The 18,547-nt window shown below is 50.3% G+C and carries 16 protein-coding genes, 4 tRNA genes and 1 riboswitch; of the genes, 17 read left to right on the plus strand and 3 right to left on the minus strand.

The genetic code is table 11. From position 1 onward, the window contains the following. The 15 genes from B3W37_RS00710 to B3W37_RS00780 all read left to right on the plus strand — a co-directional run. A partial coding sequence (locus B3W37_RS00710) for a putative PEP-binding protein (RefSeq protein WP_483171925.1) occupies nt 1-1,644 on the plus strand: 1,644 nt, incomplete at its 5' end. 137 nt (nt 1,645-1,781) lie between these two features. Next, the gene (locus tag B3W37_RS00715) at nt 1,782-2,072 is read left to right on the plus strand and encodes a type II toxin-antitoxin system RelB/DinJ family antitoxin (RefSeq protein WP_483174490.1); all 291 of its coding nucleotides are present in this window, start codon (nt 1,782-1,784) and stop codon (nt 2,070-2,072) included. Then, nucleotides 2,059-2,337, plus strand: a complete 279-nt coding sequence (locus tag B3W37_RS00720) for a type II toxin-antitoxin system RelE/ParE family toxin (protein WP_483171923.1) — start codon at nt 2,059-2,061, stop codon at nt 2,335-2,337. Before B3W37_RS00715 ends, B3W37_RS00720 begins: the two co-directional genes overlap by 14 nt. A 49-nt stretch (nt 2,338-2,386) precedes the next feature. After that, nucleotides 2,387-2,560 carry a hypothetical protein gene (locus B3W37_RS00725; protein WP_481037946.1) on the plus strand — a complete coding sequence of 58 codons (174 nt, stop codon included), beginning with the start codon at nt 2,387-2,389 and terminating at the stop codon, nt 2,558-2,560. A 172-nt stretch (nt 2,561-2,732) separates the two neighbouring features. Beyond that, the gene (locus B3W37_RS00730; RefSeq protein WP_483174491.1) at nt 2,733-3,611 is read left to right on the plus strand and encodes an AraC family transcriptional regulator; all 879 of its coding nucleotides are present in this window, start codon (nt 2,733-2,735) and stop codon (nt 3,609-3,611) included. 423 nt (nt 3,612-4,034) lie between these two features. After that, a riboswitch (guanidine-I (ykkC/yxkD leader) is annotated at nt 4,035-4,139 on the plus strand. A 55-nt stretch (nt 4,140-4,194) separates the two neighbouring features. Continuing rightward, entirely contained in the window at nt 4,195-4,515 is a 321-nt protein-coding gene (gene sugE / locus B3W37_RS00735; protein WP_483171920.1) for a quaternary ammonium compound efflux SMR transporter SugE, read from the plus strand. Between the two features lie 338 nt (nt 4,516-4,853). Then, a complete protein-coding gene (locus B3W37_RS00740) occupies nt 4,854-5,927 on the plus strand; it encodes a deoxyguanosinetriphosphate triphosphohydrolase (RefSeq protein WP_483171977.1) in 1,074 nt (357 codons plus the stop codon). Between the two features lie 65 nt (nt 5,928-5,992). Continuing rightward, entirely contained in the window at nt 5,993-7,774 is a 1,782-nt protein-coding gene (gene dnaG, locus B3W37_RS00745) for a DNA primase (RefSeq protein WP_483174492.1), read from the plus strand. Continuing rightward, complete coding sequence (rpoD, locus tag B3W37_RS00750; RefSeq protein ID WP_481037951.1) at nt 7,771-8,853, plus strand: RNA polymerase sigma factor RpoD; 1,083 nt, start codon at nt 7,771-7,773, stop codon at nt 8,851-8,853. Before dnaG ends, rpoD begins: the two co-directional genes overlap by 4 nt. Before the next feature lie 59 nt (nt 8,854-8,912). Continuing rightward, a tRNA-Asn gene (locus B3W37_RS00755) sits at nt 8,913-8,987 on the plus strand. Between the two features lie 170 nt (nt 8,988-9,157). Beyond that, nucleotides 9,158-9,233 (plus strand) — tRNA-Ile (locus tag B3W37_RS00760). A 181-nt stretch (nt 9,234-9,414) separates the two neighbouring features. Further along, nucleotides 9,415-9,489 (plus strand) — tRNA-Glu (locus B3W37_RS00765). Then, nucleotides 9,490-9,565: transfer RNA gene (locus tag B3W37_RS00770), tRNA-Val, on the plus strand. Between the two features lie 399 nt (nt 9,566-9,964). Continuing rightward, a complete protein-coding gene (locus tag B3W37_RS00775; RefSeq protein ID WP_483174493.1) occupies nt 9,965-11,272 on the plus strand; it encodes a hexokinase family protein in 1,308 nt (435 codons plus the stop codon). Nucleotides 11,273-11,298: 26 nt separating this feature from the next. Beyond that, a complete protein-coding gene (locus tag B3W37_RS00780) occupies nt 11,299-12,612 on the plus strand; it encodes a CCA tRNA nucleotidyltransferase (protein WP_483171917.1) in 1,314 nt (437 codons plus the stop codon). Nucleotides 12,613-12,834: 222 nt separating this feature from the next. Here B3W37_RS00780 and B3W37_RS00785 read toward each other — a convergent pair whose 3' ends face one another. The 3 genes from B3W37_RS00785 to B3W37_RS00795 form a co-directional block, all read right to left on the minus strand. Beyond that, nucleotides 12,835-13,404, minus strand: coding sequence for a hypothetical protein (locus B3W37_RS00785; RefSeq protein WP_483174494.1), 570 nt, complete (start codon nt 13,402-13,404; stop codon nt 12,835-12,837). 305 nt (nt 13,405-13,709) lie between these two features. Further along, a complete protein-coding gene (gene abc-f / locus B3W37_RS00790; RefSeq protein ID WP_483174495.1) occupies nt 13,710-15,434 on the minus strand; it encodes a ribosomal protection-like ABC-F family protein in 1,725 nt (574 codons plus the stop codon). A gap of 446 nt (nt 15,435-15,880) precedes the next feature. Beyond that, a complete protein-coding gene (locus B3W37_RS00795; protein WP_483171914.1) occupies nt 15,881-16,726 on the minus strand; it encodes a DegV family protein in 846 nt (281 codons plus the stop codon). A 154-nt stretch (nt 16,727-16,880) separates the two neighbouring features. On the opposite strand from B3W37_RS00795, the gene ylxM reads away from it, so the two are divergent. Both ylxM and ffh read left to right on the plus strand, forming a co-directional pair. Next, a complete protein-coding gene (ylxM, locus tag B3W37_RS00800) occupies nt 16,881-17,219 on the plus strand; it encodes a YlxM family DNA-binding protein (RefSeq protein ID WP_481037957.1) in 339 nt (112 codons plus the stop codon). A gap of 12 nt (nt 17,220-17,231) precedes the next feature. Then, the coding region (ffh, locus tag B3W37_RS00805; RefSeq protein ID WP_483174497.1) for a signal recognition particle protein at nt 17,232-18,547 on the plus strand (1,316 nt) is incomplete at its 3' end.

Raw genomic sequence — 18,547 nt, forward strand, 5'->3', positions numbered from 1 at the left:
GGCAAGCGCACCGCCAAAGCCTCGGTCAAAGTGGCTGTGGATATGGTCAACGAAGGACTGATCACCATTGAAGAAGCATTATTGAGGGTTGACGCCGAACAGATCAACCAGCTCCTGCACCGCCAGATAGACAGCAGCTTCAAGGTGGAGCCAATCGCCACCGGCTTGCCGGCTTCTCCCGGAGCAGCCAGCGGCAAAGTCCTGTTCGATGCCGATCAGGCGCAAAAACAGGGCGAGGCTGGTGACAAGGTGGTTTTGGTGCGCAGTGAGACCACTCCGGACGATATTCACGGCATCATATTTGCCCAGGGGATATTAACCTCGCGGGGGGGCATGACCTCGCATGCCGCGGTAGTGGCCAGAGGTATGGGCAAACCGTGTGTATGCGGCTGTGAAGCCATCAAGATCGATGCTGACCAGGGATGTTTCGCGGTGAACGGCCTGATCATCAAAGAAGGAGACACTATAACGATCGACGGGGCTACCGGCAATGTCATGCTGGGAGAGGTTCCCATGATCGAACCCACCCTTTCAAAAGAATTTGAAACCCTTTTAGCCTGGGCTGATGAACATAAAAGACTGGCGGTAAGAGCCAATGCGGACACCCCCGAGGACGCGGCCAAAGCCCGCCAATTCGGGGCTACCGGGATCGGGCTGTGCCGCACCGAGCACATGTTCATGGCCCCGGACAGACTTCCGGTGGTGCAGGAGATGATAATGGCGGAGAGCCTGGCCGACCGGGAAAAGGCCTTGCGCAAACTATTGCCTTTCCAGCGCGAGGATTTCTATGGCATATTAAAGGCCATGTCGCCCTATCCGGTCACAGTGCGGCTCCTGGATCCGCCCTTGCATGAGTTCCTGCCCGACCGGGAAGCCCTCCTGGTGGAAATCGTGGAGATGAAACATCAGGGCATCACTGACAGACGTCTGCTGGACAAAGAAGATCTGCTCAAGAAAATACATAGCCTCTCCGAGGCCAATCCCATGCTGGGGCATCGCGGCTGCCGCCTGGGTCTTACCTACCCCGAGATCTATCGCATGCAGGTGCGGGCTATTTTCGAAGCCCTGGTGTTGTTGAAAAAAGAAAACATCTCTACCTGTGTGGAAATCGAGATACCGCTGGTCATCGACCAGTCCGAACTGGCCATATTAAAAGAGGAAATTACCGCGGTGCATGCTGAGGTAAGCCAGGAGTCCGGTTTAGAACTGGAATACATGTTGGGGACTATGCTGGAACTGCCCCGGGCCTGTGTAATGGCAGACGAATTGGCGGTGGACGCCGAGTTCTTCTCCTTCGGCACCAACGATTTGACTCAGACCACCCTGGGATTCAGCCGCGATGACGCGGAGGGCAAGTTTATCCCGGTGTATCTTGATAAAAAGATTTTAAAAGACAATCCCTTTGCGGTACTGGACCGCAAAGGGGTAGGATCCTTGATGAGATTGGCAGTGGAGAAGGCCAGGAAGACCCGGCCCGATATCCTTATGGGCATCTGCGGAGAGCACGGCGGGGAACCCAGTTCGGTGGAATTCTGCCACATCATCGGTCTGGATTATGTGAGCTGCTCCCCTTACCGGATACCAGTGGCCAGATTAGCGGCCGCCCAGGCGGCTATAAGTGGAGCGGGATTGGGACAGAAGTAAGACTAATTCATAAAATCAAAGCATAAGACGGGGGAAGCTGGAATGGCTTCCCTTATTTTAATGAATGGCACGCATTAGCATTGAAATTGTATATAAAACGCGATACAATGGATGCGATAATATTGGAGGTGAGCACTATGGCTAAATCAGAAACATTGCACATTCGTGTTGAAGCTTCTGTTAAAGCTGGTGTTGAGGCTATCCTCAAAACATTGGGGCTTTCAACCGCGGAAGCGATCAATATATTTCTTCATCAAGTTATTCTTGTAGGCGGGTTACCGTTTGAGGTTAAAAATCCTCAGTACAACGCCGAAACACTTGCCGCTATGCAGGAAGCTCGTGATATCGCAGCTGGTAAAATCCCGGCCAAAAGCTATAATAGCGTAGCAGAGCTGATGGAGGATTTGAACAGCGATGATGAAGATTAACAGAACCTCTCGTTTCAAGAAAGAATTTAGGCTTATGATGAAGCGAGGTTTTGATTCTAAACCCTTTGAATATGTGATTGGCGAATTAATCAATGGACGACCACTAGCACAAAAATACAATGACCATGCATTGAAAGGCAGCTTGGAAGGTTTTAGAGAATGTCATATACAACCGGACTGGCTGCTGATTTATATCATAGAAAACGACGTTCTAACTCTTACGCTCACCCGTACAGGTACTCATGCAGATTTATTTAAGAAATAATGGAAATAGATTTGTGTTCGATTAATAGGAATTTTCAGGAGAATTATTTATGAATCGTGTCGGTCGGCTCTGCTTAATTGTGTTTGCAATTGTTTTGGGCGGTATATCAGGATATGTGCTATTGCCTGGCTTTGAGATTATTAAAATACTTATATTCGCCTTAATCTGCCTTGTATTAGGTGAAGTGTTTTATCAAATTGATAAGCGGATATCGAAAAAATAAATCCAAAGCGTTCCATAATGTGAAATCAGTAAGTGACAAGGGGACAGGGTTATTGACACTAGTGTGACGATGACCCCGTCCCCTTCTCACTCCACCCGATATTTTTTGTGCTCAACATGTCGAGCATCGTAAAAGCAGGCTTGGTATTATGTAGATATGAAGGAGGGAGCTAATGTTACACCAATTAAATCATGTGATTGACTACATTGAAGAGCATTTAACTGAGGACCTGTCCCTTGAAACCATTTCTGAGTATGCCGGGGTTTCTGAGTATCATTTTAGAAAGATATTTTTTTATCTTTCCGGGTTGACCCTTAGTGAATATATCAAAAACAGAAAATTGTCGGAAGCGAGTATGGATTTATTGCATGGAAAAAAAGTAACGGACGTTGCTTTGAAATATGGTTATCAGTCCATGGACGGCTTTACTCGAGCATTTAAAAAGTGGAGCGGTTTTTTACCCTCGGATGTAATTAAGAAAGGCATAAGTAAGTCGTTTCCCAAACTTTCATTCGTAATCACCGTCAAAGGAGGAAGTAGTATGGAATTTAGAATTGAAGACAAACCGGCCTTTAATTTAGTCGGGGTAAGCAAACGTGTCCCTATGCAATTTGAAGGCGTCAATAACGAGATTGTAAAGCTTGCAGAAAGTATAACGGACGAACAAAAAGAAGAAATGCATTCTCTTCAAAATATTGAACCTTATGAGATCGTTAATGCTTCTTATGAGGCAGACGCTAATTTCCTAAAAGAAGAAGGAGATTTAACTCATCTGATAGGCATTTTAACGACTGAAAATCAGGTAAGTGATCTATTGGAAAAGGTGCCGGTCGAAGCTTATACTTGGGCAATATTCCCAAATGAAGGCCCATTTCCTTCTGCGTTACAAAAAACAATGGCAACAGTATATTCAGAATGGCTACCCTCTTCCAATTATGAAGTAATCAATGCCCCTGCTTTTTCCTTTACTAAAATGGATAAAGACAAAAAAGAGTACGCTTATAGTGAAGTTTGGATTCCTGTTCGGAAGAAATGTTCTATAAAAGGATAGGGCAAAACAGCTTGGTTAACGGCTATCAAATCAAGGAAAACAGCGTATATATTGACGCGGTTGTCGATACACGCCAGGATTATGGCTGGTTATTGTAGGCTGGACAAACATATTGACCTTAAAAAGGAAGTCCGTCGTGGAGATGACATTTTTTGCTGGTTATATATAGGTGAAATGGCTTGCATTTTCAGCAAGGCGTGCCTTCGGCAAATGCTCCTTGCGATTATGAACTCCATGTTTTATACGCAATGACTTCACTCTTCCGTAAGTCAAGTTGTAAAGGTAATAAAATTTGCTTGGAATAGTGATTGGTCTATTTTGATAGCTGCCGCACAGGCCGCGCTGAAAGGCGAAATCCCAATCGAAATAGAACTTGAAATACTTAATGGCATATGGTATCTTCTTAAGAGAAAAATTTTATATTTTGAGGTTTTATAGGGTTCCGCAGTTTTGGGTAAAGAACTGGTCTGGACCGAGATAAAACGCACAGTTCATCTGTGTTCACGGAAGGATAAAAGCCTGGGAGATATTACAAGTATCTTCCGGGCCTTTTTACTTTAAATTAATTACAGGAGTGAAGAACATGAAATGGGTATTCTTGGTTATAGCAGGACTTTTAGAAGTAGCCTGGGCTATAGGCTTGAAATATACTCACGGTTTTACCAAGCTTGGGCCGAGTATATTAACCGTAATGGGAATGATAGCAAGCTTTTATTTCTTATCATTGGCATTGCGAAGTCTTCCCTTAGGGACAGCTTATGCTATTTGGACAGGAATCGGCGCAGTTGGCACTGTGATATTGGGAATCGTTCTTTTCAGAGAACCGGCTGACCTCATAAGGTTAATTTGTATTGGATTTATATTAATCGGGATTATAGGATTGAAAATATCATCTGCTCATTAATCAATTTGCATTTCAAAAGTGTTTCATAACCATGAAAAATGTTGATTGGCATATTTTGCCGACATTCGCACCGGCCAGTTTCAATAAGCAATAGCCAGAACACAGACCCCGGCGGGTCAAGACGGCGTCTTGGCCCGTCTTTTCTCGCGCATGGGGGGAATTCTTGAAAAACCAAAGGGTAGGCCGCTTATGCGCAAGCCGGCGGGGACGTTTCTGGCTTGCCCGGGAGAGCCCGGGTACGACAAAGTAATAAAGGATTCGCCTGGGTGATTGTAGTATTACTAGCACATAATTATGAAGAGATAATTCGAGTTGATTTTCAAGGGGGTGTATGGCGTATGATCCGTGAGGAAATCGAAAAGCGGGAAAATTCCTGGTTAGGTCCACATGCCATGCTGGCTGTCAATTCATGGGGGCGAATCAGGAGCGAACCACCCGATCCCATAAGGACCTGTTTTATGGTTGATCGCGACCGGGTGGTGCATTCCAAATCTTTCCGCCGCTTAAAACACAAGACCCAGGTTTTTATCGCCCCGCGGGGAGACCATTACCGCAGCCGTTTAACCCATACCCTGGAGGTCAATCAGATCGCCAAGACCATCGGCGCCGGGTTGAACCTTAACATCGATCTGATCGAGGCCATGGCTCTGGCGCATGATGTGGGGCATACCCCTTTTGCCCATGCCGGTGAAGAGATACTCAACCAGCTGCTGCCCGGGGGATTTCGACACAATGAAAACAGCATCCGCGTTCTGACCCGGGTTGAGCAGCACCGCCGGGGACCGGGGCTGAATCTGTCCCGGGAGGTATTGGACGGGGTTTTACACCACAGCGGCTACGGCGGGCAGGCGCATCTGGCCAGTACCGCAGAAGGCCGGGTTATTCGCCTCAGTGATAAAATCGCCTATGTGCAGCACGATATTGACGACAGTATCCGCGGAGGGCTCTTATCCTTGCAGGATCTGCCCCGGCAGTTCATCGATGTTCTTGGCAGCAGCCACAGCCAGCGGATTGCCACCCTGGTGATTGATACCATAGAATACAGCCTGAGCCGGTTAAAGCCCGGAGAGGTTCCGCTTATTGAGCCTTCACCGCCGGTAGAGGAGGCCTTGCGCGGTTTGAGGCAATTCATGTTCGAGGCTATTTATAATGGATCGGTGTGCCTTGCGGAACGCAAACGGGCCGGCTTTGTGATAGAGCACCTCTACAGCTACTTCCTCAAAAATCCGCTGCGCATGACTCCGCTGTACTTGGAGATTGCTGAGCAGGAGGGCTTGGAAAGAGCGGTGGCCGACTATATTGCAGGGATGAGCGATGAATACTGCATCAGTATTTTCGAAAATGTATATGTACCCAGGTCGCTGGTGCCGGATCAGTTCAAGATATTTTCCGGGGATGACATAGTAGATTAGCTTTAGGCAAATTTCGCTATAATTAGGCAGGATTTTGAAGGTGAACAGAGAATATAGGTGACACTATGGGTACTTATTATGATGAAAATGTACTATCGGAAATCAACCACCGCATCGATATCCTGGATGTGGTATCAGAATCAGTGAAATTGAGCCGTAAGGGCGACCGCTACTGGGGCTTGTGCCCTTTCCATGCGGAGAAGACCCCGTCTTTCAGTGTCACCCCGGGGAAAAATATGTTTTACTGTTTCGGCTGCCACGCCGGGGGCAATCTTTTCACCTATGTCATGAAGCGGGACGGGCTGGAATTTCCGGAAGCGGTGCAGCTGCTGGCCAGCCGGGCTGGAGTTCAACTGCAGAGTACCCAGTTTAATAAAGGAGTGGACCGCTTTAAAAGGGTGGTGGAGGTCAATAAGGCTGCTGCCGCCTGGTTCCAGGGGGGATTGGAAGAGGCGAGCGCGGCTAAAGCCAGGCAATACCTGTTGAAAAGGCGGCTGGACGAGGAGACCGTAAAGCGTTTTCAGGTCGGCTACGCCCCCAATGAATGGAACCGGGTTTCAAATTATCTGCTGGGAAAAGGATTTGATCAGGAATGGGTTAAAGAATCCGGGCTGATTAAACGTAATAAAAGTGGAGATGCTTATTACGATCTCTTCAGGGATCGCATAATTTTCCCAATATTTGATTATCAGGGCAATATAGTGGGCTTCGGGGGCCGTATCCTTGAAGATCAAGTACCCAAGTACCTCAACACCCCGGAAACCGAGGTTTATGTAAAACGCCATCATCTCTATGGCCTCTACCAGGCCAGGGAGGCTGTCCGCAAAGAAAACCAGGTCATACTGGTGGAAGGATATATGGACTGTCTGAAGCTGCACCAGCATGGCGTCAATTATGCAGTAGCCTCGCTGGGGACCGCTTTAACCAGAGAACAAACCCAACTGCTCAGGCGTTACGCGGAGAATGTGCTGGTGTTGTATGACGGTGATGAAGCCGGTCAGAGAGAAACCTTGAGAGCAGTCGAATTGCTGGCTGAACAGGGCTTTAATGTTGAGGTCCTGACACTTCCGGCAGGACAAGATCCCGATGATTTTCTGGATGAACACGGAAAAGAGGAATTCCTGCAATATATCCAGAATAATAGAGTGAGTTATATTGAATTTAAGGTAAAAAGGTCTATAGCTGCAGAAAATTCGCTGAATTTGCAGGCCAAAATCAGAGTCATAAATGCGGTTAAAGATGATATCAAGAGTCTGGAGAGCGGTATTTTACGCGACAATTATACTAAGATGTTATCCAGACTATTAAAAATAGAAGAAAACTTAATATTGAAAGAGATTGAGGGCCATACCGGGCCAAGAAAGCAATATCTCAAGAATAAAAGTCCAGTAAACAGGGATAATATACAGTACGGAAATTATAGTATGGAAGAGAAAATACTGGCAAATATGCTGCATAACCGGGATATTGCGGAAATTATAGCCTCAAATATTGGATTAGAATGTTTTTCTTCCAGGCATTACAATCGCCTGGCCGCCATATGTTATGAAATGTACGGCTTTTCAGGAACCCACTCTTTGGAATTGCAGCAAGCCGTACAGGGCGAAGGCCTGGAAGCATTGTTGGCCCGGCTGGATATAAGATGGGACGAAGGATTTCGCTTAAACGATGCCGAATTATGGTACTTTATCCGCGGTGTTCAGCGCCAGCGGTACAGAGCCCGATGGAGGAACTTGCATCAACGGTTGGAACATCTTCGCAATGATGGAGGATTTCATACTGTTTTGCGTTTGATATTAGATCTAGATACATTCCTACACCAAACCCGGGAAGGGGGGATACAATGAAAATGGACCGAAAATTAGCGGACGCGGTCGGTGTTTTAGCCGAAAAAGGCAAAAAGAAGAAAAACCTTACCTATGATGAAATCATCGATGACTTACAGGGTTTTAACCTGGAGTCTGATAATATGGATGACATTCTTGAACATCTCCAATCTCTGGGTATTGGTGTTGGATCCGAATCCGAACTAGAGGGCGAAGAAGAGCTGGAAAGCGAAAGCCTGGAAACCGAGGAAATCACGGTGCCGGACGGCATTGAGATAGATGATCCGGTACGCATGTACCTTAAAGAAATTGGCCGGGTGAGGCTGCTGTTGGCGGAGGAGGAAATTGATCTGGCTCAACGTATTGAAGCCGGGGATGAAGAAGCCAAGCGGCAGCTGGTAGAGGCCAATCTCAGACTGGTGGTCAGCATCGCCAAGCGCTACGTGGGCCGGGGCATGCTTTTCCTGGATCTCATTCAGGAAGGCAACCTGGGTTTGATGAAAGCCGTCGAAAAGTTCGATTACCGTAAGGGTTATAAGTTCAGTACTTATGCCACCTGGTGGATCAGGCAGGCGATAACCCGGGCTATTGCCGATCAGGCCCGCACTATCCGGATTCCAGTGCATATGGTGGAAACCATAAACAAGCTCTCCAGGGTGCAGCGCAATTTATTGCAGACCCTGGGCCGGGAACCTACCCCGGGCGAAGTGGCAGAGGAGATGGATATCCCGGTAGACCGGGTCATAGAGATCATGAAAGTGGCTCAGGAACCGGTGTCACTGGAAACACCGATTGGAGAAGAAGACGACAGTCATCTGGGTGATTTTATCACTGACGAAGACGCTGAGTCCCCTGAAGAATCAGCTTCTTTCGTGCTGTTGCGCGAGCACCTGGATGGCATTTTAAATACTTTGACTGACCGCGAAGAAAAGGTATTGCGTTTGCGGTTTGGCCTGGATGACGGCCGCCCGCGCACCCTGGAGGAAGTTGGCCAGGAGTTTGGCGTCACCCGCGAACGCATCCGGCAGATTGAAGCCAAGGCATTGCGCAAGCTCAGGCATCCGTCCCGCAGCAAAAAGCTGAAAGACTATATCGAATAGTCTCAGCCCGCGGTTGACAACTGCCTGATGGCAATATATAATAATTCCTGTTGGGATGATCCTCGATAGCTCAACGGTAGAGCATCCGGCTGTTAACCGGAGGGTTGTAGGTTCGAATCCTACTCGGGGAGCCAAAGACTATCACAGGCGGCAACCGAAAAGGGAACCGCCTTTTGTATGCCCCACATTGGCCGGGGGAAAGCTGAAAACAAAACAGGTCTTAAAATAGGCCGGAGCGCGATTATTTTCCTTGACCTTTGTATGGATATTTTATATACTAACTCTTGCGGGGTTGCCGCACCACGGGCCTATAGCTCAGTTGGTAGAGCTACCGGCTCATAACCGGTTGGTCCCAGGTTCGAGTCCTGGTAGGCCCACCATATTAGACGTAAGACGTCAGACGTCGGAAACGGTAAGCGTATTATATTCGAAGTTGAGGACCCTATTCCGATAACCGGCGGCTGATATCTGTTCAGTGGTTAGACATCAGATTTTGGGAATGGATATCCAAGCTAATTTATTTATCCCGACGTCCGCTTCCCGATGCCTGACGACTGTTATGGCCCCTTGGTCAAGCGGTTAAGACACCGGCCTTTCACGCCGGTAACAGGGGTTCGAGTCCCCTAGGGGTCACCAGGGCGATTAGCTCAGTTGGGAGAGCACCTGCCTTACAAGCAGGGGGTCGGCAGTTCGAGCCTGTCATCGCCCACCATAGCAAACTGGAGGAGCCGCGAATATTCGCGGCTCTTTTTGCCTCTCCACAGTCTTCTCTTCTTTATATCTGGACTCTGACCCGCAATATGTATAGAATTGACTCAAGCTCAGAAAAATCCACGACCAGAATTTACCGGTTATATCAGCTTCCCGGAACCGAAACCGGGGGGCGGGGATAATGCGGCAAAAATCAGGCTTTAGCTACCCGGGGCCACTTGGAACCCATAGCTTTGAATATGGAAGTTGCGATGATATCACGCTTTTGCTCAACCTGCCCTTGCCCTGCTGCTGATTAAATCAGGGCTTTAATGAAAAAATAAAGGCAGCGAGATGGAATTAAGCGCTTTAAGCCGGTCTCTGTCCGGATCGGGCCGGGCTGATATAAGAAGGTGCACTGATGAAGGATAATGTGGTCAAAAACATATCGGACTCATTCCGGATAAACTCGGTAGAGGCTATTGCCGAGGCTTTTGCCGGTGAATTGGAGCGGGCTTTACACAACCGGCCCAGTTCATTGAAAATCCTGCCTTCCTATCTGTCATCACCCACTGGTCAGGAACGGGGCGAGTATATAGCAGTCGATTTGGGCGGCACCAATGTCCGGGTTATGGCGGTTTCCCTTCTGGGGCAAGGCCGTAGCATTATAACCAAACAGATCAGCCGCCCTTTGGCAGATGCCGGGCAGGGCTACGATTTGACTGCTGCTGCCAGCACCGGCAGGGATATGTTCGCTTTTATAGCCGGGCTGGTTGAAGAAGTGCGGCTTGAAGGGCAGAGTTATAAGCTGGGACTGACATTTTCCTATCCGATGCAGCAGGATGCGGTTGATAAAGCCCGTCTGTTGGAGTGGACCAAAGAGATCAAAACCAGCGCCACCGTAGGGCGGGATATCAAATTAATGTTGACTGAAGCCCTGGAGGGGCGCGGCCTGTACCCTATCATGCCAACTGCCATCATCAATGACACGGTGGCTGCCTTTATGGCTGGAGCCTACTCTGAACCCGCGGTCTGCGCCGGATCGATATGCGGCACCGGACACAACACCTGTTATTGTGAACCATCTCTTTATACGCCGTCTGGTCTGCCGATGATCGTCAACATTGAAGCCGGCAATTTTGCAGCGGTACCGGAGAACTTTTATGACCAGCGTTTGGACAGCCAAAGCCTTGATCCGGGCAAACAGCGCCTGGAAAAAATGGTTTCCGGGAAATACATGGGAGAATTGTTTCGCCTGGTCTTTCTCGATCTGCTGGATCAACAGATTCTGCCTTCCCCGTATGGAGGCCAAAACTGTATCAATCAGCCGTTTATGTTGGGCGCCGAGGTGCTCAGCTGGTTGAGAGCGGACGCCCCCCTGGCGAGGAAACAGCTGGATGACTGGCTGTGCCAGCAGGGCTTTCCCCATTATCGGGATCAAGATATTGCCATGCTGAAAGCGGCGGGGCATGCTATTATAGACCGGGCCGTACAACTGATTGCGGCCAGCTACTTGGCGGTAACCGAAAGATCAAGGCAATTAAAGCAAGGCCAGGCCGTGGCGGTGGATGGCAGCGTGTTCCTGAAGCTCCCCGGTTTTGCAGCGGCAGTGGAGAAGCTGATCAATCAACACCGGGAAGGATATCCTGCTGTTGCGTTGATACCCGTCGCCAATGGCTCAAGTCTGGGAGCGGCTGTAGCCGCAGCCCAGGAAGGGCGGTCAATGTAAGTCGTAAGCTGATGGGAGGCTCGCTTATGCACATTAAACTACCCGATCATATTGAACATGTTCTGAATGAGCTTCGGAATCAGGGTTTTCAGGCAGCTGTAGCGGGGGGAGCGGTGCGGGATCTGCTTATGGACCGCTCCCCCCGGGATTTTGACGTGGTCTGTTCCGCTGAAGCCGGTGAGGTGGCGAGGCTGTTTGAAAAGACCCTTCCTATCGGTATAAAACATGGGACTACAGTGGTCATGGTGGGCGATAACCGGGTCGAGGTCACCAGCTGCCGGGGGAGTGGTGCAGGTGGCGGCTGGGCTGTGCGGCTGCAGGAGGATTTGCTGCACCGGGATTTTACCGTCAATGCCATGGCTATTGACGGCAGCGGCGCACTTATCGATCCCTGGGGAGGCCGGCAGGATATTGCCGCCAGGTTGATCAGGGCGCCTGAAAACCAGGCCGGAGAGCGCTTCCGCGAAGATCCCCTGCGCATGCTGCGGGCGGTTAGACTGGCTGCGGTTCTGGATTTTCGACTGGATGACAGTTTGAGCCCCGCCATGGAAGAATGTTTGGACTTGATAGACAGTGTTGCTGCGGAGAGAATCAAAGAAGAGTTGGCTGCTATTCTGGTATCGGAGCACCCCGCCAGGGGCCTGCGGCTTATGGTTGAAACCGGCCTGATGCAACGAATCATCCCTGAGGTGATGGCCATGGTAGGGTTTGAACAGCACAACCCGGCCCATATCAATGATGTGTTCAATCATTCCCTGGCGGTAGTGGAGAATGTGCCTGCACAGCTGGAAATCCGTTTGGCGGCCTTGCTCCATGATATCGGCAAGCCGGCTACTTTTACCATGGACAGCCGCGGTATCGGCCATTTCTATCATCATCAGCAGGAAAGCCAGCGGCAGACCTTGCAGATATTGAAGCGCCTCAGATTCAGCCGGGCCGTTGTCGATAAGGTCAGCACACTGGTCGGGAATCATATGTACTGGCTGACCAGGCCTGACCGTGAAGCGGTCATCCGGCTTCTCATCCAGGTGGGAGAGGACAACCTGCCCGATCTTTTCACACTGCAAAAAGCCGATATCAACGGCAGCGCCTCTTTTCATGACAGTTCTTTTATCGATCAGGCCCAGCGGATTTACCAGAAAGTGGTTGATAGTCAGGCTCCTTTGAACATTAAGGATTTGGCGGTCAACGGACGCGATCTGATGGAGATCGGCTACCAGGCTGACGCCAAACTGGGCCAGGCCTTGCGGCTGCTGCTGGAAATGGTGCTCAAGAACTCTGTGGAAAACCGGAAAGAGAAGCTCCTGGCAGCGGCCCGGGAGCTGCTGGCCGCCCCATAATCATATTTGCAGCTCCCAATGACCAAATCACCTGGTTTTGGGCTGATACCCAGCACTATTTATCCTGTCGTCCGCCTAGTTAAGACCCCTTGATTCCGGCCTGCATAAAGATGCGGCTTCATATTGGCAGCATAACTTGAAACAAGCAGGGAATAATCAAGACCGGCCGCTTGCCGCAGCCGGTCCGGTGATCTTAGGGAAGAAATAATGCCCGGGATTCAGTTATTCTTCAGTTAGTGATAAATCGGTAATCTTCCAGTTTCCCTCGATTAAGCGGGATGTGATCTGATAAATGTAGCTGTCACCGGGTTGATAACAATCTGCCAGGCGGACCTTAATCAGGGTGCAGTCCTCTTGCGGGATTATGGCGGCTTGAGCCCGGTCCGCCACGGTCAGCAGGGGAATGCCTTCACAGGGGATTATCCTCAGGGTGCCGTCAGGGCCGGTGAAAGTATAGGCTTTAAGGATGTCATCCGCAAGTCCCGCCTCAAAGCCCGCCAGGAGATAGTCATAGGCCTCGGCGTAGCTTCGGCCATGCCGGGAAACAGGGTAGATGTCGCAATCCTCGATATCGCTATCGCTGAAAAAAGATGACAATAGGTTAAAGGATTTAACGGCAGCTTCAAAAGCATCAGCCGGCTGCGCCGGTGCCGAACTGCTGTCCAAGGCTGACAGATTGGCAACAGGCCACATAACCAGACCGCTCCAACAGAGAAATAACAGCAAACCCAAGCCTGTCATGCTGATGCGCAAATAACCCTCGTCCTCTCTCCTGGGATCTATAATTCCCATTATAAGGATATGAATAGAGACCACAAGCAGAGCTTTCCGCCAATATCCCCTATTTGTCGGACCCCCGCACATCGGCTCGAACCGGCCGGGGTGAGCGTAAAGCACACCCCGGATTTACTGAGGTGAAATCGGCTGTAATTCGCATTTATAGCCGCTTCCACGGCTAGAGCGGAGGATCTGGCCGGACAGGTGTGAGCGGCCCGGCCCCATGGTTACCTTGCTGAACCTGCTCTGAATAGAGCCGGGAGGCCGGCGGCCGGTATCGCAATTAATATCCTGGTGCCGGTTATTGGGGGAAAAAGGTCTTATTGCCCCATATTCCTCAACTGTTCTACAACCGCCAGAAACTCTGCCTCCACCTTGAGATATTCGACCTCTTTGCAGCGGCGGTCGATCAAAGACAGCTCGCTTAACAGGCGGTCTTTTTTCATCTCCAGCTCCATGCGCCTTTCGGCAATTGCATGCCGGCGGAGCGAGCTGCGGTCAAGCTGGTATTCTGCATAGGATTGAGGATGAATCATTATTTTCCGGTTCTCAATGATCCATACCTGATCGGCCACCCGCTCCAGCAAATAACGGTCATGGGAGACCACGATCAGCGAACCGCCGAAGGCTGTCAGGGCCTGTTCCAGCTTGTGGCGGCTGTCCGCATCCATATAATTGCTGGGCTCATCCAGCAAGATCAGATCGGAGCTCCCCAGGAGCAATTTGGCCAGGGCGACCCTGAGCCGCTCGCCCATACTCAACACCCGGCAGGGCTTATAAACAGAATCACCGGTAAACAGCAGGTCAGCCAAAAGATTCCGTACCCGCTGCCGATCGGTGCAGAATGCGCCCGCTTCCTGCAAGACCGTGCGCTCCTGGTTGAGGGCCTTCATTTCCTGCTCCAGATATCCCACCTTTAAGGAAGGGGAGAGCCACAGCGAGCCTTCGTCCAGGGGCTCTAACCCGGCGACGATGCGCAGCAAAGTGGTCTTGCCGCTGCCGTTAGGGCCTGTCAGGGCGGCCTTCCGGCCGTGGCTCAGGCTGATTGCGCTGTTGGTAAACAGCGTTTTGCCGGGAAAAGATTTGGATAGATCTTCGCCCCATACAATGCAGTTGTTGGAGCGCCTCCCGGCGGTGAAAGACAGGTCGATGCCCCTGGCTTTGCGGGGACGGGCGATACGCTCCTCCTGCAAGCGTTCCAGGCGTTTGATATTGTTTTTAACCCGGCTTTCCAGTTTTTTGGCCTTGCCCCGGAAAAAAACCTTGCCGCCTTTTTTCAGCCCCAGATCCGCCGCCTTCTGTGCGGCCTTGCGATGAGCCTGCCCCGCCCATTGCTTCTGCTCTTCAATAGCCTCCTGAAGCTTGCGGGCCTGTTTTTCCTGATCGAAATAAAGCCTGGTGTCCTGTGCCAGTTTTTTCAGCCTGGCCTGATAGAAATCCGAGTAGTTGCCTGGATAAGCGGTAATGCCATGCTGGGACAGTTCCAGTACCCGCCCGACGGTCCGATCCAGAAAATAGCGGTCATGGGACACCATGATGACAGTATCTGGAGAATCATTTATATAGGCTTGCAGCCACTGCAGGTTTTCTATGTCCAGGTGATTGGTTGGTTCGTCCAATAACAACAATTCCGCCTCCGCCAGCCACAGCCCGGCCAGCTGCAAACGGGTTCTTTCCCCGCTGCTCAGATTCCCAAGGGGCTGCTCTTTGAGCTGGCGGAAAGCAAATTGCTTAAGGGCTTCGTCTGCTGATCGATGGCCTGACCCTGATAAATGAGCCTCTTGCAGCCACTGCCCCACGGTCAGATTGCGGCCGCTGCTAAACTGCTGCGTCATCAGCCTGCACACAGTCCCGGGCTTGATTTTAACCTGACCAGTCCCGGCCCGATCAATTCCGGCTATAATCCGAAGCAAGCTTGACTTTCCGACCCCGTTAGGACCCACCAGGGCTACTTTTTCGCCTTTTTGCACTTGGAAGCTGACACCGCTGAAGATGTCATTTTCCCCAAAACTCTGACTGACATGATCTACAGATAACAAAAGCATTCAAACCACTCCTTATGGCCTGAATGCTACTTCCGATAGGGCCGGTTCCATACAACCAAGAACTCAAGGCGATATCATTCACCTGGTCTGAACCGAATATAAACAATCCAAAGAAACCGGCTGCACCGGACAGTAACATCCATCATCGATATGAGTTTGATGTTACTTAATTCCTCACCGGCTTCTCCTTTCTGCTCAGACCTTTTTATTAATATATTATGTAAACCAGTCCCGGTCAAGGTTGCGGCAGGCTAAAGCCTGCAATGTTTTGGATTGCCGGAACAATCCATGCCCGCTTATCCGCCGGGGCTGAATCCAAAGCCAAACCACGATTTAACCGAACTTAGGTATCGTTTCAAAGCAGGATGCGCATAGCGAGTCCGAAGCTGCCGCCGGCCGAAAGAGTATTAACGGTTCGGGCATCGGCCGGCATGCGGTGATACAGGCTATATTTCGTAGAAACAGACCCCCAAAAGGCCGGGACCGGTGTGAACCCCTAGAACCGGGGTTATCTGTGAAGCCGTGATTTCTCGGATATTGGGGAACTGTTTGAAACGCTTCACCAGGAGTTCAAATTCCTGCGGCGCTCCGCCATGCACTACCCCCAGATTGATTTCCCGCTCCTGCACTGCTTTTTCAATTATTTCCACCAGCTTCTCGATGGACTTGCGCCGGCCTTTGGCCTTACAATAGGTGAAATACTCGCCCTCTGCATTTACCGATATCACCGGTTTTAAGTGCAGGAACTCCCCGATCATGCCGGCGACTTTGCCGATGCGCCCACCTTTGCGCAGGTATTCCAGGGTGTCCAGTATGTAATAAACCCGGGCTTTTTCCTGCAAGGCCTGCATATTCTCCAGGATGGAGTCGAAGTTCCATCCTGCTTTGATATTGCGGGCAGCATTGATGACTAGCCAACCGGTCCCCATGGAGAGGGTGCGGGAATCGATGACCTGAATCCTCAGATTCTTGATTTCATCGGCCACCATTTTGACAGATTCATAGGTGCCAGATAAGGCGCTGGAAATATGCAGTGCAATACAATGAGTGAAGCCCTCCTGGATCAACTCCTCAAATGCGGTGCGGATGTCATGAGGGGAGGGCATTGAAGTAGTGGGTATTTCCTGGGGCATACGGCTGTAGACCTCATCCGGCTGGATATCGATCCCGTCAGCATATTCGCGGTCAGGATAAATCACTCGAGCCGGGAGCACCTTGATGCTGTGCTCCTCGGCGAAATTCCGGGGCAGGTCGCTCATACTGTCGCATACCAGGGCAATTTTCTCCGACATATTTCGGTCTCCTCGACAATTTATTTATTGCTTCCATTGTAGAGTAAACAAAGCGGCCGGTAAAGCTAGTTTATGGCTTGAAGTTGACATTTACACACTAAACCCGTAAAATTTAACGGGTAAAGCATTTTTACTTTACATAGAGGTACTGGCCATGCTGGAAAAAATGGAGCGGGTCATCATGCAGAAGGATCTGTATGGCCCGCTGTTAACCGAAAAACAAGCTCAGGTTTTGGCCTGGCATTATGAACAGGACTTGTCATTAACCGAAATCGCTGAGCAAATGGAGATAAGCAAACAGGCGGTATACGACCTGTTGAGACGCAGCGAAACAACCCTTGCCGGGTATGAACGGCGGCTGGGGTTGGTGCGGCGCTTCAAAGAGATTCGGCAAGAGCTGGAAGAGGTTTGTGCATTGTTGGAAGGTTCCTGTGACCATGATACTCATACTCGGGCTGTGAATACCCTCAGGACTCTTTTGGAGTCTATGTAAAGGAGAGATACTGTGGCTTTTGAAGGTTTATCGGATAGGCTGCAAGGAGTTTTTAAGAAACTGCGCGGAAAAGGCAAAATAGGTGAAGAGGACGTCAAGGTGGCCATGCGTGAGATCCGCCTGGCCCTACTGGAAGCCGATGTCAACTTTAAAGTAGTCAAGGATTTTGTCGGCCGGGTTAAAGAGCGGGCCGTAGGGCAAGAAGTCCTGCAGAGCTTGACCCCGGGTCAGCAGATCGTAAAAATTGTGCATGATGAAATGACGGCTCTGATGGGTGGTTCGGAAAGCAAGCTCAATCTTTCCTCGCGCAACCCTACCGTGCTTATGGCGGTGGGCCTGCAGGGGGCAGGCAAAACCACCACTGTCGCCAAACTGGGTAAAACTCTGGTCAAACAAGGCCGCCGCCCACTCTTGGTGGCCTGCGACATATACCGCCCGGCAGCCATCAAGCAGCTGCAGGTTTTGGGAGAACAAACCGGAATCCCGGTATACAGCAAAGATAAAGCCAACCCGGTAGACATCGCCGAATCTTCAATGGAGTATGCCCGCGCCCACAACCGGGATATAGTGATTCTGGATACCGCCGGCCGCTTGCATATAAATGAAGAGATGATGGATGAACTCAAAACCATTCAGGCATACGTCAAGCCTGATGAAATCATGCTGGTGGTCGATGCCATGACCGGACAGGATGCCGTCAATGTGGCGGAACACTTTAACGCTCAACTGCAGTTAACCGGGGTGATCCTCACCAAGTTGGATGGAGATACCCGCGGTGGCGCCGCTTTATCAGTTAAAGCGGTTACCGGCTGCCCGATTAAATATGTGGGTATGGGCGAAAAACTCGATGCCTTGGAAATCTTCCATCCCGATCGCATGGCTTCACGCATCCTGGGGATGGGGGATGTGCTCAGTCTGGTTGAAAAGGCCCAGGCCAACATCGACCGTGAGAAAGCCCTGGAAATGGAGCGCAAGATCCGCCAGCAGGAATTTACCCTGGAGGATTTCAAAGAACAGATGCAACAGGTAAAATCCATGGGGCCGCTGGAAGAACTGCTCGGTATGATTCCCGGTATGGGCAAGCAGCTTAAAAATATGCAGGTCAATGTGGATGAAAAAGAGATTGCACACATCGAAGCCATAATAAGTTCGATGACTCCGCAGGAACGCAGAAATCCCGAGATTCTCAACGGCAGTCGCAAAAAACGCATTGCCCGCGGCAGCGGCACCCGGGTGCAGGATGTGAACCGTCTGGTCAAGCAGTTTGAAGAATCAAGAAAACTGATGAAACAGTTTTCGGAAATGGGGAAAAAGGCCAAAAAGGGCGG

The sequence above is a fragment of the Syntrophomonas sp. UBA5494 genome (genome assembly GCF_002426325.1).

Excerpts from the sequence above, each read along its gene's own strand:
- B3W37_RS00730 (WP_483174491.1), top strand. The coding sequence starts at position 2,733 with ATGTTACACCAATTAAATCATGTGATTGACTACATTGAAGAGCATTTA.
- sugE (WP_483171920.1), top strand. The coding sequence starts at position 4,195 with ATGAAATGGGTATTCTTGGTTATAGCAGGACTTTTAGAAGTAGCCTGG.
- ylxM (WP_481037957.1), top strand. The coding sequence starts at position 16,881 with ATGCTGGAAAAAATGGAGCGGGTCATCATGCAGAAGGATCTGTATGGC.
- B3W37_RS00715 (WP_483174490.1), top strand. The coding sequence starts at position 1,782 with ATGGCTAAATCAGAAACATTGCACATTCGTGTTGAAGCTTCTGTTAAA.
- abc-f (WP_483174495.1), bottom strand. The coding sequence starts at position 15,434 with ATGCTTTTGTTATCTGTAGATCATGTCAGTCAGAGTTTTGGGGAAAAT.
- B3W37_RS00740 (WP_483171977.1), top strand. The coding sequence starts at position 4,854 with ATGATCCGTGAGGAAATCGAAAAGCGGGAAAATTCCTGGTTAGGTCCA.
- B3W37_RS00775 (WP_483174493.1), top strand. The coding sequence starts at position 9,965 with ATGAAGGATAATGTGGTCAAAAACATATCGGACTCATTCCGGATAAAC.
- B3W37_RS00795 (WP_483171914.1), bottom strand. The coding sequence starts at position 16,726 with ATGTCGGAGAAAATTGCCCTGGTATGCGACAGTATGAGCGACCTGCCC.
- dnaG (WP_483174492.1), top strand. The coding sequence starts at position 5,993 with ATGGGTACTTATTATGATGAAAATGTACTATCGGAAATCAACCACCGC.
- B3W37_RS00785 (WP_483174494.1), bottom strand. The coding sequence starts at position 13,404 with ATGGGAATTATAGATCCCAGGAGAGAGGACGAGGGTTATTTGCGCATC.
- B3W37_RS00720 (WP_483171923.1), top strand. The coding sequence starts at position 2,059 with ATGATGAAGATTAACAGAACCTCTCGTTTCAAGAAAGAATTTAGGCTT.
- B3W37_RS00725 (WP_481037946.1), top strand. The coding sequence starts at position 2,387 with ATGAATCGTGTCGGTCGGCTCTGCTTAATTGTGTTTGCAATTGTTTTG.
- B3W37_RS00780 (WP_483171917.1), top strand. The coding sequence starts at position 11,299 with ATGCACATTAAACTACCCGATCATATTGAACATGTTCTGAATGAGCTT.
- rpoD (WP_481037951.1), top strand. The coding sequence starts at position 7,771 with ATGAAAATGGACCGAAAATTAGCGGACGCGGTCGGTGTTTTAGCCGAA.